The sequence below is a fragment of the Mesotoga sp. H07.pep.5.3 genome (assembly GCF_002752615.1).
GTDB classification, from domain to species: domain Bacteria; phylum Thermotogota; class Thermotogae; order Petrotogales; family Kosmotogaceae; genus Mesotoga; species Mesotoga prima.
Window position 1 is genome coordinate 222,649 of record NZ_AYTV01000012.1, and the last position, 19,253, is coordinate 241,901.

At 44.3% G+C, this 19,253-nt stretch carries 13 protein-coding genes and 1 tRNA gene; 10 read left to right on the plus strand and 4 right to left on the minus strand.

The annotated features are described in order from the left end of the window. Positions 1-60: 60 nt before the first annotated feature. Positions 61-2,091, minus strand: a complete 2,031-nt coding sequence (locus tag V513_RS04755; RefSeq protein ID WP_099771898.1) for an Ig-like domain-containing protein — start codon at positions 2,089-2,091, stop codon at positions 61-63. A 296-nt stretch (positions 2,092-2,387) separates the two neighbouring features. Here V513_RS04755 and V513_RS04760 point away from each other — a divergent pair, with 296 nt between their 5' ends. Beyond that, a complete protein-coding gene (locus V513_RS04760) occupies positions 2,388-4,148 on the plus strand; it encodes an NADH-dependent [FeFe] hydrogenase, group A6 (protein WP_099771899.1) in 1,761 nt (586 codons plus the stop codon). Positions 4,149-4,203: 55 nt separating this feature from the next. Here V513_RS04760 and V513_RS04765 read toward each other — a convergent pair whose 3' ends face one another. Then, a complete protein-coding gene (locus tag V513_RS04765) occupies positions 4,204-5,118 on the minus strand; it encodes a sugar transferase (protein ID WP_014730286.1) in 915 nt (304 codons plus the stop codon). Positions 5,119-5,219: 101 nt separating this feature from the next. Here V513_RS04765 and V513_RS04770 point away from each other — a divergent pair, with 101 nt between their 5' ends. From V513_RS04770 to V513_RS04790, 5 genes are read left to right on the plus strand one after another with little or no spacing between them, the layout of a single operon-like run. Beyond that, the gene (locus tag V513_RS04770) at positions 5,220-6,509 is read left to right on the plus strand and encodes a hypothetical protein (RefSeq protein ID WP_099771900.1); all 1,290 of its coding nucleotides are present in this window, start codon (positions 5,220-5,222) and stop codon (positions 6,507-6,509) included. A gap of 13 nt (positions 6,510-6,522) precedes the next feature. After that, a complete protein-coding gene (locus V513_RS04775; RefSeq protein ID WP_099771901.1) occupies positions 6,523-10,980 on the plus strand; it encodes a fibronectin type III domain-containing protein in 4,458 nt (1,485 codons plus the stop codon). A gap of 23 nt (positions 10,981-11,003) precedes the next feature. Next, complete coding sequence (locus V513_RS04780) at positions 11,004-12,500, plus strand: ABC transporter substrate-binding protein (protein ID WP_099771902.1); 1,497 nt, start codon at positions 11,004-11,006, stop codon at positions 12,498-12,500. 14 nt (positions 12,501-12,514) lie between these two features. Next, a complete protein-coding gene (locus V513_RS04785) occupies positions 12,515-13,468 on the plus strand; it encodes an ABC transporter permease (RefSeq protein WP_014730290.1) in 954 nt (317 codons plus the stop codon). An 11-nt stretch (positions 13,469-13,479) separates the two neighbouring features. After that, positions 13,480-14,310: an ABC transporter permease gene (locus tag V513_RS04790; protein ID WP_006492056.1), complete on the plus strand. Its 831-nt coding sequence runs from the start codon at positions 13,480-13,482 to the stop codon at positions 14,308-14,310. Here the strand turns inward: V513_RS04790 and V513_RS04795 are convergent, their stop codons facing one another. Continuing rightward, positions 14,311-14,853: a glycerol-3-phosphate responsive antiterminator gene (locus tag V513_RS04795; RefSeq protein WP_014730291.1), complete on the minus strand. Its 543-nt coding sequence runs from the start codon at positions 14,851-14,853 to the stop codon at positions 14,311-14,313. It lies immediately after the preceding gene. Between the two features lie 187 nt (positions 14,854-15,040). Here V513_RS04795 and V513_RS04800 point away from each other — a divergent pair, with 187 nt between their 5' ends. From V513_RS04800 to V513_RS04815, 4 genes are all read left to right on the plus strand, one after another. Continuing rightward, a complete protein-coding gene (locus V513_RS04800) occupies positions 15,041-16,483 on the plus strand; it encodes an NAD(P)/FAD-dependent oxidoreductase (protein ID WP_099771903.1) in 1,443 nt (480 codons plus the stop codon). Beyond that, positions 16,480-17,715 carry an NAD(P)/FAD-dependent oxidoreductase gene (locus tag V513_RS04805; protein ID WP_099771904.1) on the plus strand — a complete coding sequence of 412 codons (1,236 nt, stop codon included), beginning with the start codon at positions 16,480-16,482 and terminating at the stop codon, positions 17,713-17,715. Before V513_RS04800 ends, V513_RS04805 begins: the two co-directional genes overlap by 4 nt. Then, entirely contained in the window at positions 17,715-18,089 is a 375-nt protein-coding gene (locus V513_RS04810; RefSeq protein ID WP_014730294.1) for a DUF1667 domain-containing protein, read from the plus strand. Before V513_RS04805 ends, V513_RS04810 begins: the two co-directional genes overlap by 1 nt. A 49-nt stretch (positions 18,090-18,138) precedes the next feature. Beyond that, positions 18,139-18,213 (plus strand) — tRNA-Asn (locus tag V513_RS04815). 25 nt (positions 18,214-18,238) lie between these two features. Here the strand turns inward: V513_RS04815 and V513_RS04820 are convergent. Beyond that, positions 18,239-19,177 carry an asparagine synthetase A gene (locus V513_RS04820; protein ID WP_014730295.1) on the minus strand — a complete coding sequence of 313 codons (939 nt, stop codon included), beginning with the start codon at positions 19,175-19,177 and terminating at the stop codon, positions 18,239-18,241. Positions 19,178-19,253: the final 76 nt, after the last annotated feature.

Consider the following 19,253-nt stretch of genomic DNA (forward strand, 5'->3'; position numbering starts at 1 on the left):
AATGCCTGTCTTTACAATCACGTCGTATAAACCAGCGTAATTTGGCTAACAAGGAGTCTATCATCTCACAGTGATCGTAAAAGTAGTCGATGCCTCCCCGCCTTTTAGATCATTAGCGGTTAGCATAACTGTGTTCGATCCCAGCTCTTCTGGAATGAAGGAGTAAATGCTTCCCGTAAGAACTCCAGGTCCATAGACCAGCTCATACCTTAGATAGTCTCCGTCTGGGTCGATGCTAAACTGTCTGAGGTCAAGCCGCAAGGTTCTAGTCGCAATGGTTGTTTGATCAGGCACATTAAACTCGGGTGGGCGATTGGTGTCGGTAATCAGCAGATCGAAGGTGGCACTGGTCTGGCCTCCCCTTCCATCAGAAGCGCTTACTACAATTGTATAAAAACCGTAATCTTCGAAACCTGGTTCAATTATCAGCCTGCTTCCTTCGATCGTTCCCATTCCCTGAACGATCTCAAATGATAGATTGTCATTGTTCGGATCAGATGAGTATTCACTGAGATCAACAACAAGTCTGGAACCTTCTGCTATTGTAAATCCAGGTATATTTAATTCTGGTGGCCTGTTGCTCTCCCTAACATCAATTCTGAAAGTCGCCCTTGCAGACCCGCCTTTTCCATCTCCTACAGAGACAATTGCTTCATAAGTTCCTGCGGTGCCATAGTCTGCGTCGAAGGTGTAGGTTTCTCCCTGGATAGTTCCAGGGCCGGAGACCAGTGAGAAGCTGAGTAAATCGTTATCAGGATCTGAAGCGTATTCTGAAAGGTCAATCGTTAGTACATCACCCTCCGCGATTCTTCTAGGTAGAATTGAAATTGTCGGCGGATTGTTCGTCCGAACTACAGTGAGATTCGCCGTTCTTTCAATGAATTCTCCCTTTCCATCGGAAGCTCGAATAGTTGCCGAGTATCTTCCTGGTTCGTCCGATTGGAATGTGTACGTCGACCCTTCGATTCTTCCCGGGCCACTGAGAAGTTGGAATGAAAGCGAATCCCCGTCAGGATCAGTAAAATAATTCTCGAGGTTCAATCTGTATTGTTCACTCTGAAAAACGACGCCTTCCGGAATACTTGAAGCTACCGGAGCTTTGTTCGCGGACTCAATGTTTATCTGAAAGCTTTCTTCGACGACGTTCTTTCCATCCGATATTTCCAAGACTACTGTCTTGGAACCGGCATCCCCGGGAGGGCTCACATAGGAGTAAAGAGTTCTTTGAACCTCACCCGGTCCCGATTTTAAGTTAATTGAAAGTGGTTCATCCTCTGGATCGTTCACAAAACCTCTCAGGTCCAGAACCAAAGTGTTTCCTTGCTCGAGTGCCTGATCCGGGACATCAGCAGTAGGTGGGAGATTCTGTGCATCGGCCACTTCTGTTTCCGAAGATGTGACTGGACTGTCTAGACTCGTAGCGGCAGTTTCCGATGGCACAGAAGATGTGGAGTCTGCGGTCAGCTCTGTTGAGGATGTAGCAAAGGCTTTATTAGATATCATGAACGTTGAAGCTGCCTTTTCTCCTCTTCCATCTGAAACGGAAATAGTCACCCTCTCATAATTTGCACTTGTGAAATCAGGTTCATAAGTATAGTTGCTTCCAATTATCTGTCCATTGCCCTCGGTTAATGAATAATTCAAGGCGTCAAGGTCAGGATCATTTGCATACTCGTCAAGGTTTATTGAAATTGTCTCCCCTTCGGCAACCACCTGGTCTGGGATAGAAAGCTCGGGTGGACGGTTGACCTCTCTCACAGCGATTTCGAATGAAGACTCCGCCATTTGCTCCTTCGAATCTACTACTGAAATTGTTACAGAGTGACTTCCCGACTGTTGGAAACTCGGTGAAAAAATGTAGAAGTTCTCTTTGACCTCTCCGGGACCCGAAATTTTCGTGTAACTCAGAGATGTCATCTTCTCGTCGCTTGAATAGTCGTGAAGATCTATCGAAAGCGTACTGCCCTCATCGATAATCATATCGGGGATGCTTATTATTGGGGGTTTGTTAAGCATGTCAGGCAGGAGTCGTATTGCAAAAACAACAACCACAACGACCATCAACAAAGCCCAGAAGAACCATTTTCTCATACCGCATAACCTCCATGAAAAACATAATAATTATCAGTTCCATTATAGTTTATTCCTGTTCCATGGCCAAACGAATTCATTTGCGGGAAAATAACCTCGAGTATCCGAATAGTCGGCTAAATCAGTTCTTTATTGTCGCTAAACAAATTAGATTATACTTTGTTTCTACGTGGGTGAATTTTAACCTAATATCTGGCATAAGGGGCAATCAATATGCTAGAATCTATTTGATAGAAAAATCACAATCTAGTTTCTTAAGCTCAGTTAATGTAGATTTTGAATGGAGGTGCTGTCAGGTGCCCGTGACAATTACCGTGAACGGCAAGGATTTTACTGTTGATGAAAACCAGAGTATACTGGAAGCCTGCCGTGAAGTAGGAATAACTATTCCGACTCTTTGTTATCACCCTGCGCTTTCGGTGGTAGGTTCATGCAGGGTTTGTGTTGTAGAAGTAGAGGGAGCTCGTAACCTCTCGCCAGCGTGTGCAACTCAAGTTGCTGATGGAATGAAAATCAAGACAAATTCTGAAAGGGTTACTAGAGCAATAAGGTTTAACCTAGGTCTTCTCCTTTCCAATCATCCTAATGATTGTATGACCTGTGATGTAAATGGTAGATGCGAGTTTCAAGATCTAATATATCAGTACGACGTTGAAGATATGTTCCCAAAGACGCTGAGAAATGTTCCATATGATACCTCCAGTCCATCGCTTTTTAGAGACATGAACAAGTGTATTGATTGTGGGAGATGTGTGAGAGCCTGCGATGAGCTACAGGGTCTTTCGATACTCTCTTCGGTGAATAGAGGGTATCATGTTCTTCCTCTGCCAGCTTTAGGTGCGCCCATCGCGGCCACCGATTGCATAAACTGTGGTCAGTGCTCGGCTGTCTGTCCTGTTGGGGCAATTACTGAGAGAATGGAATTCAGGGAGGTAGTCGCCGAGCTGAGAAAACATGATAAGGTTTTGATAGCGCAAACCGCTCCATCAGTTAGGGTGGCCCTTTCTGAAGAGTTTGGAGAGCTTCCCGGCACGGTCAGCACCGGTAAGATGGTTGCCGCGCTTAGAAAGCTTGGATTCGACTATGTATTTGATACGAATTTCACTGCCGACCTCACAATTATGGAAGAAGGGTCTGAGCTTCTTGAAAGGGTAAAGGAAGGCGGAAAGTTTCCGATGTTCACTTCATGTTGCCCGGGTTGGGTAAACATGATGGAGAAGTTGTACCCGGAATTCACCGAGAACCTTTCAACGGCGAAGTCTCCCCAGGAGATGATGAGCGCCCTGGTCAAAACGTACTTTGCAGAAAAGATAGGGAAGAGGCCGGAAGACATTTATCTTGTGTCGATAATGCCGTGTACAGCTAAGAAGGACGAAAAGGGCAGAGATACTTTGACAGTCAGGGGGACAAGATCTACCGATGCGGTGCTTGTAACAAGAGAACTTGGGAAGCTGATTAAGATGCACAAGATTCCTTTCGAGTCGCTTGAAGAGGAAGAATTTGACAGTCCACTCGGAATCTCTACCGGCGCTGCGGTAATCTTTGGTGCTACAGGCGGTGTTATGGAAGCCGCTTTGAGAACTGCATACGAGCTTCATACAGGAGAAGAGCTCCCAAGACTTGATTTCGATTTTGCCCGCGGATTTGACGGGGTGAAGGAAGCTGAAATCGATATGAAGGGTACCAAGGTAAGAGTAGCCGTAGTTCACGGGGGAAGCAACGTTGTCAAGTTGATGGACAAAATTCGTTCAGGAGAAGCATTCTACCATTTTGTCGAAGTCATGGCTTGTCCGGGCGGATGTATCGGAGGCGGTGGCCAACCCAAATCGAGTCAGCCCGGTTATCTTCAGAAGAGGATGGAAGCTATCTATAATATTGACAAATCTTCGGTAATCAGAAAATCTCACGAAAACCCGGCGATTGCTAAGCTTTATGAAGAGTATCTCGGAAAGCCTTTAGGACATCTCTCTCACGAACTACTCCATACCCATTACAAAGACAACAAAAAGAGTGTGATCGAGAGAAAGAAAGAACTTGAGGAAATAGCCAAAGGGTAGGTTCTCAAAGCTGTATGAGTTTTGAAGGGGCCTTATGGCTCCTTTCGTTTTTGGCTCAGTCCTCCTTCTTTAGCAAAGTGAGAAATACGGCAAATGGTGTCTTGAAGAGGCACTTGATATCGAGAATAAATGATCTATTCTTCACGTAATAGAGGTCAAAGGCGGTTTTAATCCGGTATTCTTCCAGCGTTGTAGTGTATTTGTAGTTTATCTGAGCCCAGCCCGTTAGACCCGGTTTTACGAGAAGTCTAGACGAATAGTCTACGATGTTGTCCATTCCAAGCTTGTGAAATGATGGAAGCTCGGGTCTTGGTCCTACAAGACTCATATCTCCTTTGATAATGTTTATGATTTGCGGAAGTTCATCCAGTCTGAGTGGTCTCAAGAATTTGCCAAGCTTTGTTATCGTTTCCTTGTTTCCCTTCGTGTCGAAAGTCCTGAACTTGTACATTCCGAATTGCTTACAGTCCTTGCCGATCCTTGTTTGGCAGATGAAGATGGGTCTACCTTCCATGAGCAGAGAAATTAAAGAAACTATAACGATAATCGGGCTGAACAGAACTAACATTATTACTCCAATACCAACATCCAAGAGTCTTTTGAAGCTATCATATACCACCTTTGGTTCAATCGGGTCATTAGAGGTCAGCATAAAGCTTTCTTCCTTGAATTGCGATTTCACACGTTTGTAGAGTATGAAATTTCTGACGACCGTTGCTCCTAGCGCAGGAAGGGCAACAAACGGTGATACAGGAAGGAAGACTGGAAAAACAAAGCAAGACATAACAGCAGATCCAAGGGTAGAAGCCATTTGCTTTTCTTTATCAGAGATCGTGATTCCCTCGTAACCGCGCATTGAAAAACTGATCAGAACACTCGTACAACAGGCTGCAATGAATGCACCAAGACCGTTCATTAAGAGCGGCAAAGCCAGTAATAGGTCAATCAAATAGAAAAGGCTGTTCATCATTATATTCTCTCATCTTTGTGTAGATATTTGAACTGGCAATTTCTCACGGTGCAGAGTATTGACTCTGTTTTTGGGGTATCATGGAACTTGGGAGGAAGGGATTGAAAAAACTATACCTTAGTGATCTTCATATTGGCGACGGGACGTTAAAGGATGACTTCAAATTCGATTCCGATCTTGTAGAGCTGATATTGAGCTCAAAGGAAAAAGCATTCAGAGAAATAATCATTGTTGGCGATGGACTCGAGCTTTTGACTTCAGAGTTTGTTAAGAAAAGAGGACTCTTGCCGTTCGATCAACTCATCGATCAACTGGATGTGTCGATAATAGATGTTATTGAGAACAGACACAGGGAGGTATTCAGAGCATTTCGGGAGTTCACCAAGAGTGGTAGACTGATATATGTTGTTGGAAACCACGACTCATTTCTTCTTTTCAATGAAGGTCTTAGAAAGAGGCTCACTGAATTCCTGGGTGACAGTGAAAGTGTACAGATACAACCATACTATCTCGACAGAGAGTTCAAGACTCTTGCTTTGCACGGAAACCAGTATGACATTGTGAACAGGTTTTTCAAGGACAGGAGAAGCGGCGAGTTAATGCAACCATTCGGTGACTACATGGCGCGCTTCATGATGAAAAATTTTGATAAATGCCTCTTGAGAAAAGAGCTTCCTGAACAGGCAGTTAGGGATTATCAGAACATTCATCCTACTCTCGACGTCTTTCAGTGGTTCGATTTTATTAGAAGAGTATATGATGTTGATTCAGATCTTCAGGATGAATGGGCCAGACAGTTCCTTCTGATGCTGAAAAGTGATGCGGCACAGCGTTGGATAGACGCCAGTTGGCCAATGTTGAAGGTTATTGAAGGACTATTCATCAACAAACACGGTGGAATGAAACTCGGTAGTCTTATGGTTAGAATGGTTATGGCATTTAGAAAGCTGAAGAAGACCGATAACCTTTACAAACAGGGCAGAAGATTGCTTGGAGCCGAAGGTAAGAAGGGCTTTCGTAAAGCTATGAACAACGAATTCTTTCTGATGTACGGAGATAAAGCTCCCGCAATTGTTCCCGGTGATCTGAAGGGCGTGATAATGGGTCATAATCACCGTCATGTCCTTAGAATGATTTCGAGCAACGGAGAAGAGAAATTTTATGCCAATACTGGGACATGGAAACCGGTTGTTGAAATGATTGATGACGATCCAAGGAACGGTTTTGCCAGAAGAGTGGAACTGGGATATATTACTATAGAGATTGTTTCTAACGAGTTTCTAGTTGAGTCAAAGCATATAAAGAAGCTTAGTGGCCTTCGGTTTTCTGAAGATACACTGGATAAGAAAACCGAGTGGAATTCTGTGCGCGAGATTGGAATGCGAGTCTGAGGAGGGATGTAGATTGCACTATTATAGAGGTTCTTCGATAGTGCCGATAATAATCACCTTGCTCTTAGTAATTGTTGCGGCCGTAGTAGCGGCCTTTTTCCTCTGGCCCGTTCCAGAACCGAAAATACTTATTTCGAATGTCTCACCAATTCCGAAAAATGCAGAGAGAATCCAGTATGCTGAAAAGGTAGAATTAAGGTGGGAAGCTGTATATGAACGTCCCAGGCACGGCCTCTTAGCAGAAGTCTTTGCTGGCAAGGACCGAAACAGTTTGACCAGATTGGCACTTGACCTTCAGGGTGATCTGACCTCCCCTACCGAAGGAATATTTTCCTTTTCTCACGAGTTTGAGGTTGATCCTCACTCTCAGTACTGGTGGAAAGTAAGGGTTTACACAGAAGGTGGAAAATCCGCAGAAAGTGAAATCTGGACATTCGTACTCATGAATACTTATCCTAGAAGGCCAGAGGTAGTTCCACCAGGCAGCAACCTGGGAAACGTCCCTCTAAAAGATCTGACACTTAACTGGAGTTCCAATGATCCTGATGGAGATGAGTTAGTATACGACGTGTATTTTGGTAGAGAGCCAAGATTAGATGAGAAGGACATTCTCATTAGAGGAACGAACGAAACAATGGTTGACGTTTCGTTACTTAAGAGACTTGATTACTCGACGAAGTACTACTGGAAAGTCGTTGCGAAGGACTCGTACGGAGGCGAATCTACTTCTTATACTGAGAGCTTCACAACTCAGATGAGGGTAGATCTTCCTGCAGTTACGCCGGAAAATCCAAGAAGCGGAGCTAGCGATTTTGATGCGGGAAGAGGATTTCTTTCGTGGAAGACTTCTTTGCCTCTCGAATACTATCTTGACGAGCTAGATTTTGATGTCTACCTTTCCGAGGGGCAGTCAAGATATTCACTAATTGGAACAACAAATTCAACCGAGATTGCTGTCCCTTCTCTCAAAGGCCATACAACTTATAGTTGGTATGTCGTTGTTAGAGATGCATCTGGAAAAGAAAAGAAGAGCGAAGAGTGGATCTTCCGGACTTCTAACAGAGCACCCATAATCGAGATGGAGTATCCGAATATTTCTCCAGGGCAGGATTCTGTGCCGGTAAAATGGGAAGTAGTAGACCCCGATGGAGATAGTGTTACAAGCGAAGTATTCTTTGGACCGGATGGTGATGAGCCTGCCAGAATCGCTTCAGGTAGAATGACATCGATTTTTCTCTCAGCACTTGATGAAGAAACGAACTACACACTCTCTATAAGAGCTAGCGATGGTCAAGGAGGAGAAACCATAAGAGATATTTCTATTACCCCGGGTAATAGGCCTCCTTCGATCTATCTTTCTCGGCCGGTGTCGACGGAGTTTGTCGAACCCTCGGTTGTATCATTCAACTGGTTTGGAGAAGACCCCGATGGTGATTCTCTTAACTACATGCTTCATTTGAAATCGAAGAATGACTCAAGAATCCTAGGTCCAATCGAATCTCAAGAATATATTGTGAGAGACCTGGAAGAAAACGAGAATTACAGCTGGTTTATTACGGTAGAAGACTCTAGAGGTGCCTTCGCTAGAAGTGAAGACGCTGTTTTCACTACAGGGCAGAAGTCTCTGGAAGTAGCTGTCCCGTTGACGCCTCAGCCTGGTGAAGTTGAAGTAAGCTTATCTGACACTACTTTTAGCTGGGAAATCGATGATGAGAGCGAAGATCTTTCTTATAGATTCGTTCTTGGAAATGACGACAGGTTGAATGACATAGTCTTTGAAAACGAAACGAAGGAAACTTCGATTGAATTGACCTTGGACCTATTTAGTAACAGGAAGTACTTTTGGAGAGTCGATGTTATCAAGAACGGTTCTGAAACTGAGGGAGAAGTCTGGAGCTTCACCAGCGAAAATCTACCTCCGGCGTTACCAGAGCTCAGATTCCCTGTGGATGGAGCTTCGGAAGTATCGACCAATGATTTGACTCTAAGTTGGGTTTCCAGTGATCCCGATGGAGAAATTGTGTCGACAAAGGTACATCTGCGAGATTCTGCTGGAAATGAAGAGGAGTACGAAGCTCTCGGGAATTCACTGACTATCGAAGAGCTTGATCCCGGTCAACGTTACGAATGGGCCGTAAAGGTTACCGATGACGGGGGAAAAAGTTCTGTCAGCAAATACGCATCCTTTGTTACTGGAAACCAAAGGCCGGTTATAACTTTAACTCATCCTCCTAGAATGTTCCTGGAGGGGGCAACGACTCCTCTTGTTGTTGAATGGGAGCTGGACGATCCTGAAGGAGAAGACCTTGAGGTGGGAGTATATGTTAACCTTGCCGAAGAGTCGTTAGGGCGGCCAGTAGCTATCGGAGATAACCTTGAGAGATATGTCATAACCAACCTCTTTTCCGGCAGAGATTACTTGTTGACAATCGTGGCAGAGGACCCCGGAGGTGAAATAGGGACTCTCGAAATACCTATAAAAAGCCGTGTTTCGGGACTAGACTACATCTATCCTTCCGGTGGAGTATTCGAGAACGGCAGAGAGTTCTCTTGGTCTTATTCACAACAGAATTCGGGATACGTCTTCCGACTTTATGATTCAGATCATAACCCCATTGTCAGAAGAGTTGTTCAGGACAACATATACAGACCCGAACTATCTTTTGAGGACGGTAGGCAGTACTTCTGGGCTGTATCTGTTTTGAGGGACAATGTAGAGTATGCAGGTGAACCGGTCAGTTTCATTTCTGGACAGTCGTTTGGAGTGTTGCTTGAAGCGCCTAGGAACGGAGAAAAGGTGCCGGCTTCGGGAGTAACATTGAAATGGGTTTTAGACGGTGATACAGAAGCGATAAGGCAGAAGGAAGTCTATTTTGGAGAACTGGGTAGCCTTTCACGTTACACTGTTTCGAGCAACAGTTATCAGACAGGAAGGCTTCTTGCGGGACGAACATATGAATGGTTCGTTCAGTTGACAGACAATAGTGGAGCCACAATAAGAAGCGAGACCTTCCGATTCTCGGTTGAAAACAGGCCTCCAGAACTTTCTTTAATCAGTCCCGTTAATGGAAGGGCGGTTGGTGAAACGTATGTTGATTTAACATGGTCAGGCTATGATCCTGACGGAGATCATCTGAGATACTCGGTGTATTTTGGAACCGACGAGGATCTAGAGCTTTACAGAGATTCCATGCAGTCAAATCAGATTAGAGTATCCGGCCTTTTGATGAACAAGACATATAGCTGGTACATTACAGCTTCAGACGGTCAAAATGTTGTTAAATCCGAAACGAGAACATTCAATGTTACTGCATCAGAATTCAAGATTGACATCCTGTCCCCGGTAGTGGATTCGGAAGTAGATCTTACCCCCGTTTTCTCCTGGCAATCTTCTGAAGTGGGAAGTGGAGAGTTTAGAGTGTTTATTGGTGAGTCAGAGTCGGAAATGTCACTGATCGGTATAACTGATGCCACTTCTATGCGATTGCAGAATCGATTGGATAACGGCAAGACCTACTATTGGTCAGTTGAGCTCTGGCAGGAAGGAAAGATGATATCCTCAACCGGTCCAAATAGATTCAAGACAATGTCGTCCGATAGACCTACTGCTTCTGAGAGTGTCGATATGTTGGCTTTCTACTTCAACGACGTTTTGAATATAGTTTCACTGAGCAGTGCTGGCCTGGAAATCGTTGAGATCCCTTATCAGTATGATGGAAAGAACTCCGCAATTCTAAACGGTGATCTACTCTATGTGATAGACAAAAGTGGAAAACTGTCCACAATCAACTACCGGACCGGTGAGGCCGAAGTTATAGACACTCTAGTTACTAACACGGTTCCAGAGAAGTTGATTATGGAGGGCGGATATCTCTGGATTCTAGACACCAAGAGTGCAGGAATGGTCATTAGAGTAGTTCTCAGCGAAAGTGGCATTCCCGAAAGAATGGAAACTGTTTACAGGGACTGGACGACACCGGTTGATTTATTCGTCACGCAAGATCTCTCGAGAATTTATCTGGCAGATGCTTTGTCGGGAATAAAAATCCTCGAGAGAGAAGGGGAAACTTACAACGATCGTTCTTCAAGTTTTGAAGTTCCCTTGGATGGTTATTCCAGAGCAGTTGCTGAAAGTAACGGTGTTGTTTATTCCGGAGAGGCAGGAATAGACGGTGGTTTGAAGGTCATTGATATAGCGAGATCGAGAAAGGCTAATGTAGGAAGGTACTACATTGTTCTTGAAATAGAGGTGTCGGGCAGTGTTCTTTACGCGTCTACCGATAAGGGAGTGTCGATTGTAGACATTAGTACTCCAGATTCTCCTGTAATTCTTCGGGATTTGGAGCTCACCCAGGTCGATGAGATTTCAGTTGAGGGGAGCCTTTTGATAGTGAGATCGGGAAACAGCATGTTAGTTTATGATGTAGAGAAACCTAATGATCCAGTCTTGCTCGAGAGCAGAAAGGAATAGAATTCCATTTTGGAGGTGTTAGCGTGAAGAAATTACTCTTGGCAGTATTAGTTACATTTCTTTCAGTAGCAGTGTTTGGCGTAAGTGACAGCGTACTGGTTATGGCAATTGAAACTGAGCCGGTAGGATTCGATCCGACGCTGGTTACCGCATTTGCATCTCACAGAGTTCTTGAGAACGTTTACGATGGTCTTCTGAAGTATGATGAAAATATGAATCTCGTTCCTAATCTAGCCGAAGATTTCGAAGTGGTGGATCCCTACACAATAGTGTTCAAAATACGAGAAGGCGTAAAATTCCACAATGGCGAGACTTTGACTGTTGAGGATGTTCTCTTTACTTTTGAAAGAATAAGGGATCCCGAAGTAAAGGCTCCAGCAGCCAGTTATTACGGCGAGGTAGAAACAATAAGATCTTTAGACGGAAACAAGGTTGAGTTCAAGCTGAAAATCCCGATGGCTTCTTCGCTTCTTCCCAATTTTGCGGGAGTTAACAGCGCTATACTTTCCAAGAGTTTTGTCGAGTCAGGCGCAAATCTTCAGCTAGAGACAAATGGTACGGGGCCTTTCTACATTGCTGAGTTTGTCGCAGGCAACTACATAAGGCTGAGAAAGAATGCAGACTATTTTGTTGCCGGGCTTCCTTATCTCGATGAAATAAAAATGATGATAATGCCCGAAGAGGTAACAAGAGTTTCCGCTTTAAGGAATGGGGACGTCGATATTGCAAAGATCAGCGAGCCACTAAGTCTTAACCAGTTAGCCTCAGACAAGTTCGTAATTTACAGGACGCCAGTGCTAAGCTATTATTTGCTCGGTTTCAACACGACAAGAGGACCTCTAAGCAAACCGGAAGTTAGGAACGCCCTCAGTTACGCCGTTAGCAGGGAAATGATAGTGAAGGCTGTAGCCTTTGACGAGGCAACAGTTACGGGTCCGTTGAACCCCGAGCTGGATTTCTGGGCTTTGCAACCCAATCAGTTCGAGGAGTATAGTTACAATCCTTCAAAGGCGAAGCAGCTACTTGCAGAAGCCGGTTATCCAAATGGCTTCGAATTTGAGATAGTTGCTGCGCAGAGATACAATTTCGATAAGGTTGCACAGGTAATCCAGGCTCAGCTGGCAGAAATCGGTGTCACTGCAAAGATAAACTTGGTTGAGTGGGGAATTTTCATCAGCAAGTGGAGAGAGAGTGATTTCGATTCTTTCATTTCTATGAATAGCGGATCGATAGATCCAGACATCCAGTTCAACAGGACTTTCCGAACTGGAGGATCGACTAATGTCTTTCTCTATAGTAACCATGAGGTCGATGATCTACTTGATAGGGGTAGAAGCGAGTCCGATATGAACGCCAGAAAACTGATCTATGAAGAAGTCCAGAGAAAACTCGTGGAAGAATCACCAATACTTTTTCTCTATTCGCCAAACACGTTATTTGCCTCTAATAATTCCGTTAAGGGATTTAGATCATTGGCGAATGAAAGCCTTGTGTTTTTGAGAGAAACAAGCAAAGATTAGTTTCAGAGTAGAATATGGAGTTCGGTTACGTAATCAGGAGGCTGCTATCTGCAGTTCCCACAGTTCTTTTAGTCACGTTCATGGTGTTCATTGCGATTCACATAGTTCCTGGCGATGTGATAGATATAATGCTGGGAACCCAGAATTATCTGACTGAAAGTCAGATAGAGGATCTGTATTCCGAATATGGGCTTGACAAGCCCCTGATTGTTCAGTATGGAATATGGGTTAAGAATCTGCTTTCATTCAACCTGGGCACTTCACTAAGAACGGGCCGACCCGTAACCGAACTGATAAAGGAAAGATTCCCGGTTACTCTTGAATTGGCCGCTTTCTCATTAGGATTTGCACTTTTATTTGGAATCCCCATGGGAATAATCTCTGCAATAAAGAGAAATGGTTTTCTCGATAACTTTGTGAGAGTGATCGGTCTAATTGGTCTTTCGTCCCCATCCTTCTGGGTGGGGGCGATCTTAATTGTGCTGGTTTCTGGTGCCTTCGATAATTTCAACCTATTTGGATATGTGAGTCCGGTAGTCGATCCGTTTTCTAATCTACAGGTGATGTTTCTTCCTTCACTTACAATGGGCTTGATGGTAGCAGCGCAGATTTTGAGAATTACCAGAACATCGATGCTGGATGTACTAAATCAAGATTACGTTAGAACTGCCAGAGCAAAAGGAGTGAGTGCCCGAAATGTAATTCTCAAGCATTCTTTGAGAAATGCTCTAATTCCTGTTGTAACGCTCTCGGGTATTCAGCTAGGCTATCTGCTTGGTGGAACCATAGTAATAGAGAATATGTTTGCCCTTCCCGGAATGGGAAGACTTCTTCTTCAGGTTGTCAATGAAAGAGATTATCCCGTTGTTCAGGGAATTGTTCTTTTTATCGGGATAATAATAGTAATGTTGAATATCTTGGTTGACGTTATATATACACTAATTGATCCTCGTGTCGAGCTACGTTAGGGTGAGCGACTATGCTTAGAGTAATGCGGAGACTTGTGAGTAATCCGATCTACACGATTAGCATGATCATGATCTTTGTCATTGTTCTGATCACACTATTCCCTGGTTTATTTGCACCATATGACCCGTACAAGATGAATATGGATGCCTTTATGAGCAGGCCTTCTATAGATCATTTGTTTGGTGGAGACCAGTTCGGAAGAGACGTGTTCTCAAGGTCGATGTATGGAATACAGAAGAGCGTAATAATCGCTTCCAGTGCGATTGCTATTTCGGCGATAATCGGTACTATGCTGGGGCTGTTGTCGGGCTATATTGGCGGACTGACCGACCTGATAATCATGAGGATTATGGATAGTTTCTTCGCTTTCCCATCGCTTATTTTGGCACTATTCATAATTGCTCTTTTCGGTTCAAGCATGTCCAACCTAATCTTTGCAATCGGCCTTGTCTATGTGCCGATATTTGCAAGGACCGTAAGGGGAGCAACGCTTTCTCTAAAGGATACTCTTTTTGTGAAGGCTTCTAAGGCGCTTGGAAAAAAGAATATCTCTATAATGCTTAAAGACATTCTTCCAAACATCTCTTCGATCCTGATTGTAACCTTCACCACAAATGTTTCAACAGCGCTTCTAACCGAGGCTTCCCTTGGTTTTCTCGGTCTAGGAGTTCCTCCTCCAGAGCCTACTCTAGGAGGAATGGTTGGCCAGGGAACCTCCTATTTGTTGAGCGCACCATGGATAGTCCTGTTTCCTGGAATGATGATAGCTATAATCGTTTTGAGTCTCAACATCCTGGGGGATGGGCTGAGAGATGTGCTCGATCCTAGAATAAACAGATAATCACCATCTATAGGTCCACAAGGCCGTGGAACTAGTGGAAACCCCATCAACATGGTTCTTCAACATTTCAATTTCCTCAACGCTGTCTATAAGACCTGCAGCAACTATGGTAGTCTCAGGTGCATGAACTCTGATTTTTGGGGCTACCTTCGCTGCGACTATTCCAGGCAGTATCTCAATGTTTCTCACTCCATTAGATACGATCGTTTGAATTCCCTTTTCAACGGCCCTCGAGTCAAGTACGAAAAACCTCAAAAGGCTCTGATGCATCCCGGCATTTACTGCTTGTTTGAATATTCTAAGCTTAGCAGTGATTATTCCATCGACTCCGCTCTTCTTAAGATAAAGAACGCTATCCTCGTCGCCAGAAAGCCCAGAAACAAAATCAATATCCACGAAGACCTTCTTTCCAGCAGCTTTGAATCGATCGATCCTCTCCTGTATTTCAAAGAGCCCACCATTTAGGAAGAAAACCGTTTCCGGAACAACTGATTCTGGTCTCTCTTTTCTGTTCCATAAAGCCGCAATAATTCCTTTTAGCATAAAACCCCTCCTAAGTAGAATAATACACTAAGCGCTGATTTCGAAAGAAGGAACCCTCCTGTTCTCTGAAGGGTCACTTTTTTCCGGCTGAGTGTATGGAATATGATATAATTCTTTACACGTGGTAGAGTTTATGAGAGAACCACGCCATTTTTGTATGGCGTGGTTTTCTTTTTGGAGGTGCTGGATGCAAGCGGTAGTCATTGGAGGTGGAGTTGTCGGGTCTCTAATCGCTCGAGAACTCAGCAGATTTAGAATTAAGGTTGTTCTCGTTGAGAAATCAGAGGATATAGGACAGGGAGTTACTAAAGCAAACTCTGCTATTCTTCACGGTGGCTATGACGATCCGCCAGGAACATTAAGAGCTAGGTTCTGCGCTCCCGGAAATCTAATGTTTGATAAGCTCGCTGAAGAATTGAAATTCCCTGTAAAAAGGACCGGATCGATTGTCGTAGCAAAGGACAGAAACGAGCTTCCAAAACTTGAGGAGCTACTTCAAAATGGTATCAACAATGGAGTAAAAGATCTCAGAATCGTTGGCAAAAATGAGCTTAGAGAGCTGGAACCTCACATTTCAGATGAATTTAATTATGCCCTATTTTGTGGTACTGCTGGAATCACTGAGCCCTGGATGGTGGCAATTGCTTCGGCTATGAATGTTGCCGCAAACGGGGGCGAGGTTGTCACAGGTGAAGAAGTCATAGGCGGGAAGATCAATGAAGGAAGGGTCACCGAAGTATTTCTAAGTTCTGGCAGGAAGATTGAAGCCGACTTGGTAATAAACGCAGCCGGTCTCTTCTACGAAAAGGTTGCTTCAGCCTTTAACGTGAATGTGCCCCCGGTTCATTTGAGAAAGGGTGAGTATATCCTTTTGGATAAAAAGGCAAGTGAATTAGTAAATATGATAATATTTCCGCTTCCAACCGCTGCAGGAAAGGGAAAATTAGTTGTTCCAACGGTTGATGGAGGAGTTCTTCTAGGGCCGACTTCAGTTGAACTACCCGAGTTTTCGCCGGAAGATGTTAGCACTACTGATTCTGGGCTGACTTCAGTTAGAGAATCTGGAGAATATCTTATCCCGGGAATAGACAATGCAAAGTGGTTCATAAAGTCATTTGCCGGGCTGAGACCTGAAACCGTCCAAAAGGATTTCTACATAAAGAGAGCCGAAGAACTTGCAAACTTCATCACAGTGGGGGCTATGAGATCTCCAGGTTTGACTGCAGCCCCCGCAATTGCGGAATTCGTAGTTAGTATGATCGTTCCAGAAACTGGAATCGATCTGGTTAGAAGAGACGATTTTGTTCCGTGCCTTGAAGAGAGAGTAAAGATAAAGGAACTTCCAGCTGGGAAAGTCTCTGAGATGATTGATGAAAACCCTGCGTATGGGCGAATCGTCTGTCAATGCAATGAGGTTTCTGAAGCCGAGATAGTCCAGGCCATTCGCGATGGAGCAAGAACAATTGACGGGATTAAATTTAGAACTAGAGCGGGTTTTGGAAGATGTCAGGGCGGGTTCTGCAGCTGGAACATTGCGAAGATTCTGGCTAGAGAGCTCAAGAAGGATCTATCCGAAGTTAGACAGAACAGCGAGGGAAGCTGGATAGTTGATGGGAAGGTGAGACAATGAACAGACTCACCACAGACGTTCTTATCATAGGTGGCGGAGCAGCAGGTATGTCATCAGCTCTCAGTGCTGCAAAAACTGGAGCTGACGTTACTCTCCTAGAAAGAGAACCGATTGCAGGAGGTGTCCTAAATCAGTGTATTCATAATGGGTTCGGCCTTCAGTTCTACCATGAGGAACTGACAGGTCCGGAATTTGCCTCTCGCCTTCAACGTGAGATGAGTGAAGAAGGGGTGAGCATGATCGGTGAATCCTATGTCCGGCACATAGACGTGAGGGAGAAAAAAGCAGTTGTGCTTTCTCCTAAGGGAGCATTTGAAATTTCTGCGAAGGCCCTTGTCATATCGAGCGGAGCCAGAGAAAGACCGTTCGGCTCGCTGTTGATACAGGGTTATAGACCGTCAGGAATATTGCCGGCAGGTTTGGCTCAAAGATATGTGAATCTAGAGAATTATCTACCAGGAAAAAGAGCGGTTGTACTAGGATCAGGGGATATCGGGTTGATAATGGCAAGAAGACTGACACTTGAAGGTGTGGAAGTAGTCGCTGTAATAGAACGGATGCCATATCCCGGAGGTCTTACAAGAAACATTGTTCAGTGCCTTGAAGATTATGATATTCCCCTTCTCCTTTCGACAACTGTGACCAAAGTCTTCGGAAAGGGAAGGCTTGAAGAAGTTGAAATAACTAAGGTCGATGAGAGATTCGTTCCGATACCGGGCACTTCCAGCCGGCTGAAAGTTGACACTTTAATACTTTCTGCCGGGTTGCTTCCACAGGTTGAGGATTTCGATGATGATTTGACTATCGATCCTATCAATAGAGGTTTTGTTGTTTCAAACACAGGTGAAAGCTCCGTAGAGGGTGTTTTTGCGGCGGGAAACAATGTTGCGGTATTCGATCTCGTGGATTATGTAGCCGCCGAGGGCTGGATAGCCGGCCGTCATGCTGCTCTCTATGCGCTCGGCAAGAATACTTCTGGGGACAGGGTTCCCGTTGTTAGGGGAGATAATGTGGGAGTTGTTGTGCCTGGCATAGTGGATATGGATGAGCACGTACGCCTGTATGTAAGATTGAAAAACCCTATGGACGAGGGCACTCTAGTTCTAAAGGAACTAGGGCTCGAGAAGAGTTTCTCTTATGGGGTTCCCAGTGAGATGATTCAGATGGTTATTAAAAAAGAGAAGCTGATGCCTCTTATTGACGCAAAACGGTTAACGGTGGAGGTGCACTAATGGAGAGACACATAACTTGTGTAATTTGCCCGGTTAGTTGCAAAATTTCAGTTAGAAAAAGCGGAAGCGAGTATGAGATAAGGGGTAACAGATGTCCCAGAGGAAAAGAATATGCTTTAAATGAATTAATCATGCCGAAGAGAATACTTACAACAAGCGTAAAAGTCATCAACGGGGAGATTCCCCTAGTTTCCGTGAAGACATCTGGCGCAATTGACAGGTCGATTATAAAGGAGAAAATGGATTTGGTCAGAAAAATTTCAGTTGAAGCTCCTGTACAGATTGGAGACGTCCTTATGGATGATATCGATGGCCAGGGGACTGCGCTCATTGCCACGCGTCCTGTGAAGAGAATTCAAACTTTTCTTCCTTAATCCTACTACTTGAAATAACGTTTGATTCGGGTTAAAATAATCATTGTGTTCCAGCGTGGCTCAATGGCAGAGCATCCGGCTGTTAACCGGACGGTTGGGGGTTCGAGTCCCTCCGCTGGAGCCAGAACTCCCCCTGTTGGGGGAGTTTTTTATATCCAGCTCTGTCCTGGGACCTTGGGAAAGAGTCTTGTTCTTGAAACGTTGTCTAGAGAACAGACATATCTTGTCAGTCTTTCGACACCAATTCCACAACCTGCAGTCGGAACAAGCTCTCCCCCTTCTGCGATATCCATGTACCATGAGAGTTCTTCAGGGTCGTTGCCTTTGAAACCCATTCTTTCAAGGATTCTCTGATGCTCCCATTCTCGTTCTCCTCCGGACAGAGTTTCACCAAATCCATGAGGAAGTATTAGATCCATATCCTTGAGTGTTCTCTTATCTTCCGACAACAAGTCATAGAATTCCCTCTCCCATATTGGGAAATCAATTAACCAAAACGGCTCGCTAAAACTGGCGGATAGTATCGTTTCAAAGTCTTTTCCATACTGTTCATAAGCGTCCATGAATTTCACCGTAGCAAAGGGTTTTGAAGGAATCGAAGGATCCGAGGAAAGAAAATCCATTTCTTCGCTGCAATTTCTCTTTACTGAAAGCATTACTGTAATTATGAGGTCTTCGATGAGAGACATTATTTGCTCTCTCTTTGCGTTCCGGATTTCAAGATCAATTTGACTGAACTCAAAGAGATGTCTTCCTGAAAGTGCCTTTTCCGATGTTTCAAGTCTTACATTCGGAGAAACAATGAAGATCCTTTCGAATGATTTACACGCTAGTTGCTTGTGAAATATCATTGACTGCGTAAGGCGATACTCCTGATCGTAGTAAGTGAACCTTGTGGTGTGAACTTCGTGATTAAGTGGATCGGTGATCGGAGATACAATAGTAGGAAGTAGCTCGACAAAGTTCTTTCCCCTAAGAAAACTGCTTGCTTCTCCCAGAATTGCAGATTTTACTTTAACTGCCGACTTCACAACCGGATCACTAAGGTGCTCCAACACTCTAGAACTGAGTCTCCCGATGCTTTCCATTTTCTCACCCCTTCAAAAATTAAGGCCGATGGTTATCCATCGGCCTTCTAATCTTTTTTGTTGAAACGCAAAGATT

What these genes read in the sequence shown, in the direction of transcription:
- V513_RS04755 (WP_099771898.1), bottom strand. Translation starts at nt 2,091, where the DNA reads ATGAGAAAATGGTTCTTCTGGGCTTTGTTGATGGTCGTTGTGGTTGTT.
- V513_RS04765 (WP_014730286.1), bottom strand. Translation starts at nt 5,118, where the DNA reads ATGATGAACAGCCTTTTCTATTTGATTGACCTATTACTGGCTTTGCCG.
- V513_RS04785 (WP_014730290.1), top strand. Translation starts at nt 12,515, where the DNA reads ATGGAGTTCGGTTACGTAATCAGGAGGCTGCTATCTGCAGTTCCCACA.
- V513_RS04790 (WP_006492056.1), top strand. Translation starts at nt 13,480, where the DNA reads ATGCTTAGAGTAATGCGGAGACTTGTGAGTAATCCGATCTACACGATT.
- V513_RS04795 (WP_014730291.1), bottom strand. Translation starts at nt 14,853, where the DNA reads ATGCTAAAAGGAATTATTGCGGCTTTATGGAACAGAAAAGAGAGACCA.
- V513_RS04800 (WP_099771903.1), top strand. Translation starts at nt 15,041, where the DNA reads ATGCAAGCGGTAGTCATTGGAGGTGGAGTTGTCGGGTCTCTAATCGCT.
- V513_RS04805 (WP_099771904.1), top strand. Translation starts at nt 16,480, where the DNA reads ATGAACAGACTCACCACAGACGTTCTTATCATAGGTGGCGGAGCAGCA.
- V513_RS04810 (WP_014730294.1), top strand. Translation starts at nt 17,715, where the DNA reads ATGGAGAGACACATAACTTGTGTAATTTGCCCGGTTAGTTGCAAAATT.
- V513_RS04820 (WP_014730295.1), bottom strand. Translation starts at nt 19,177, where the DNA reads ATGGAAAGCATCGGGAGACTCAGTTCTAGAGTGTTGGAGCACCTTAGT.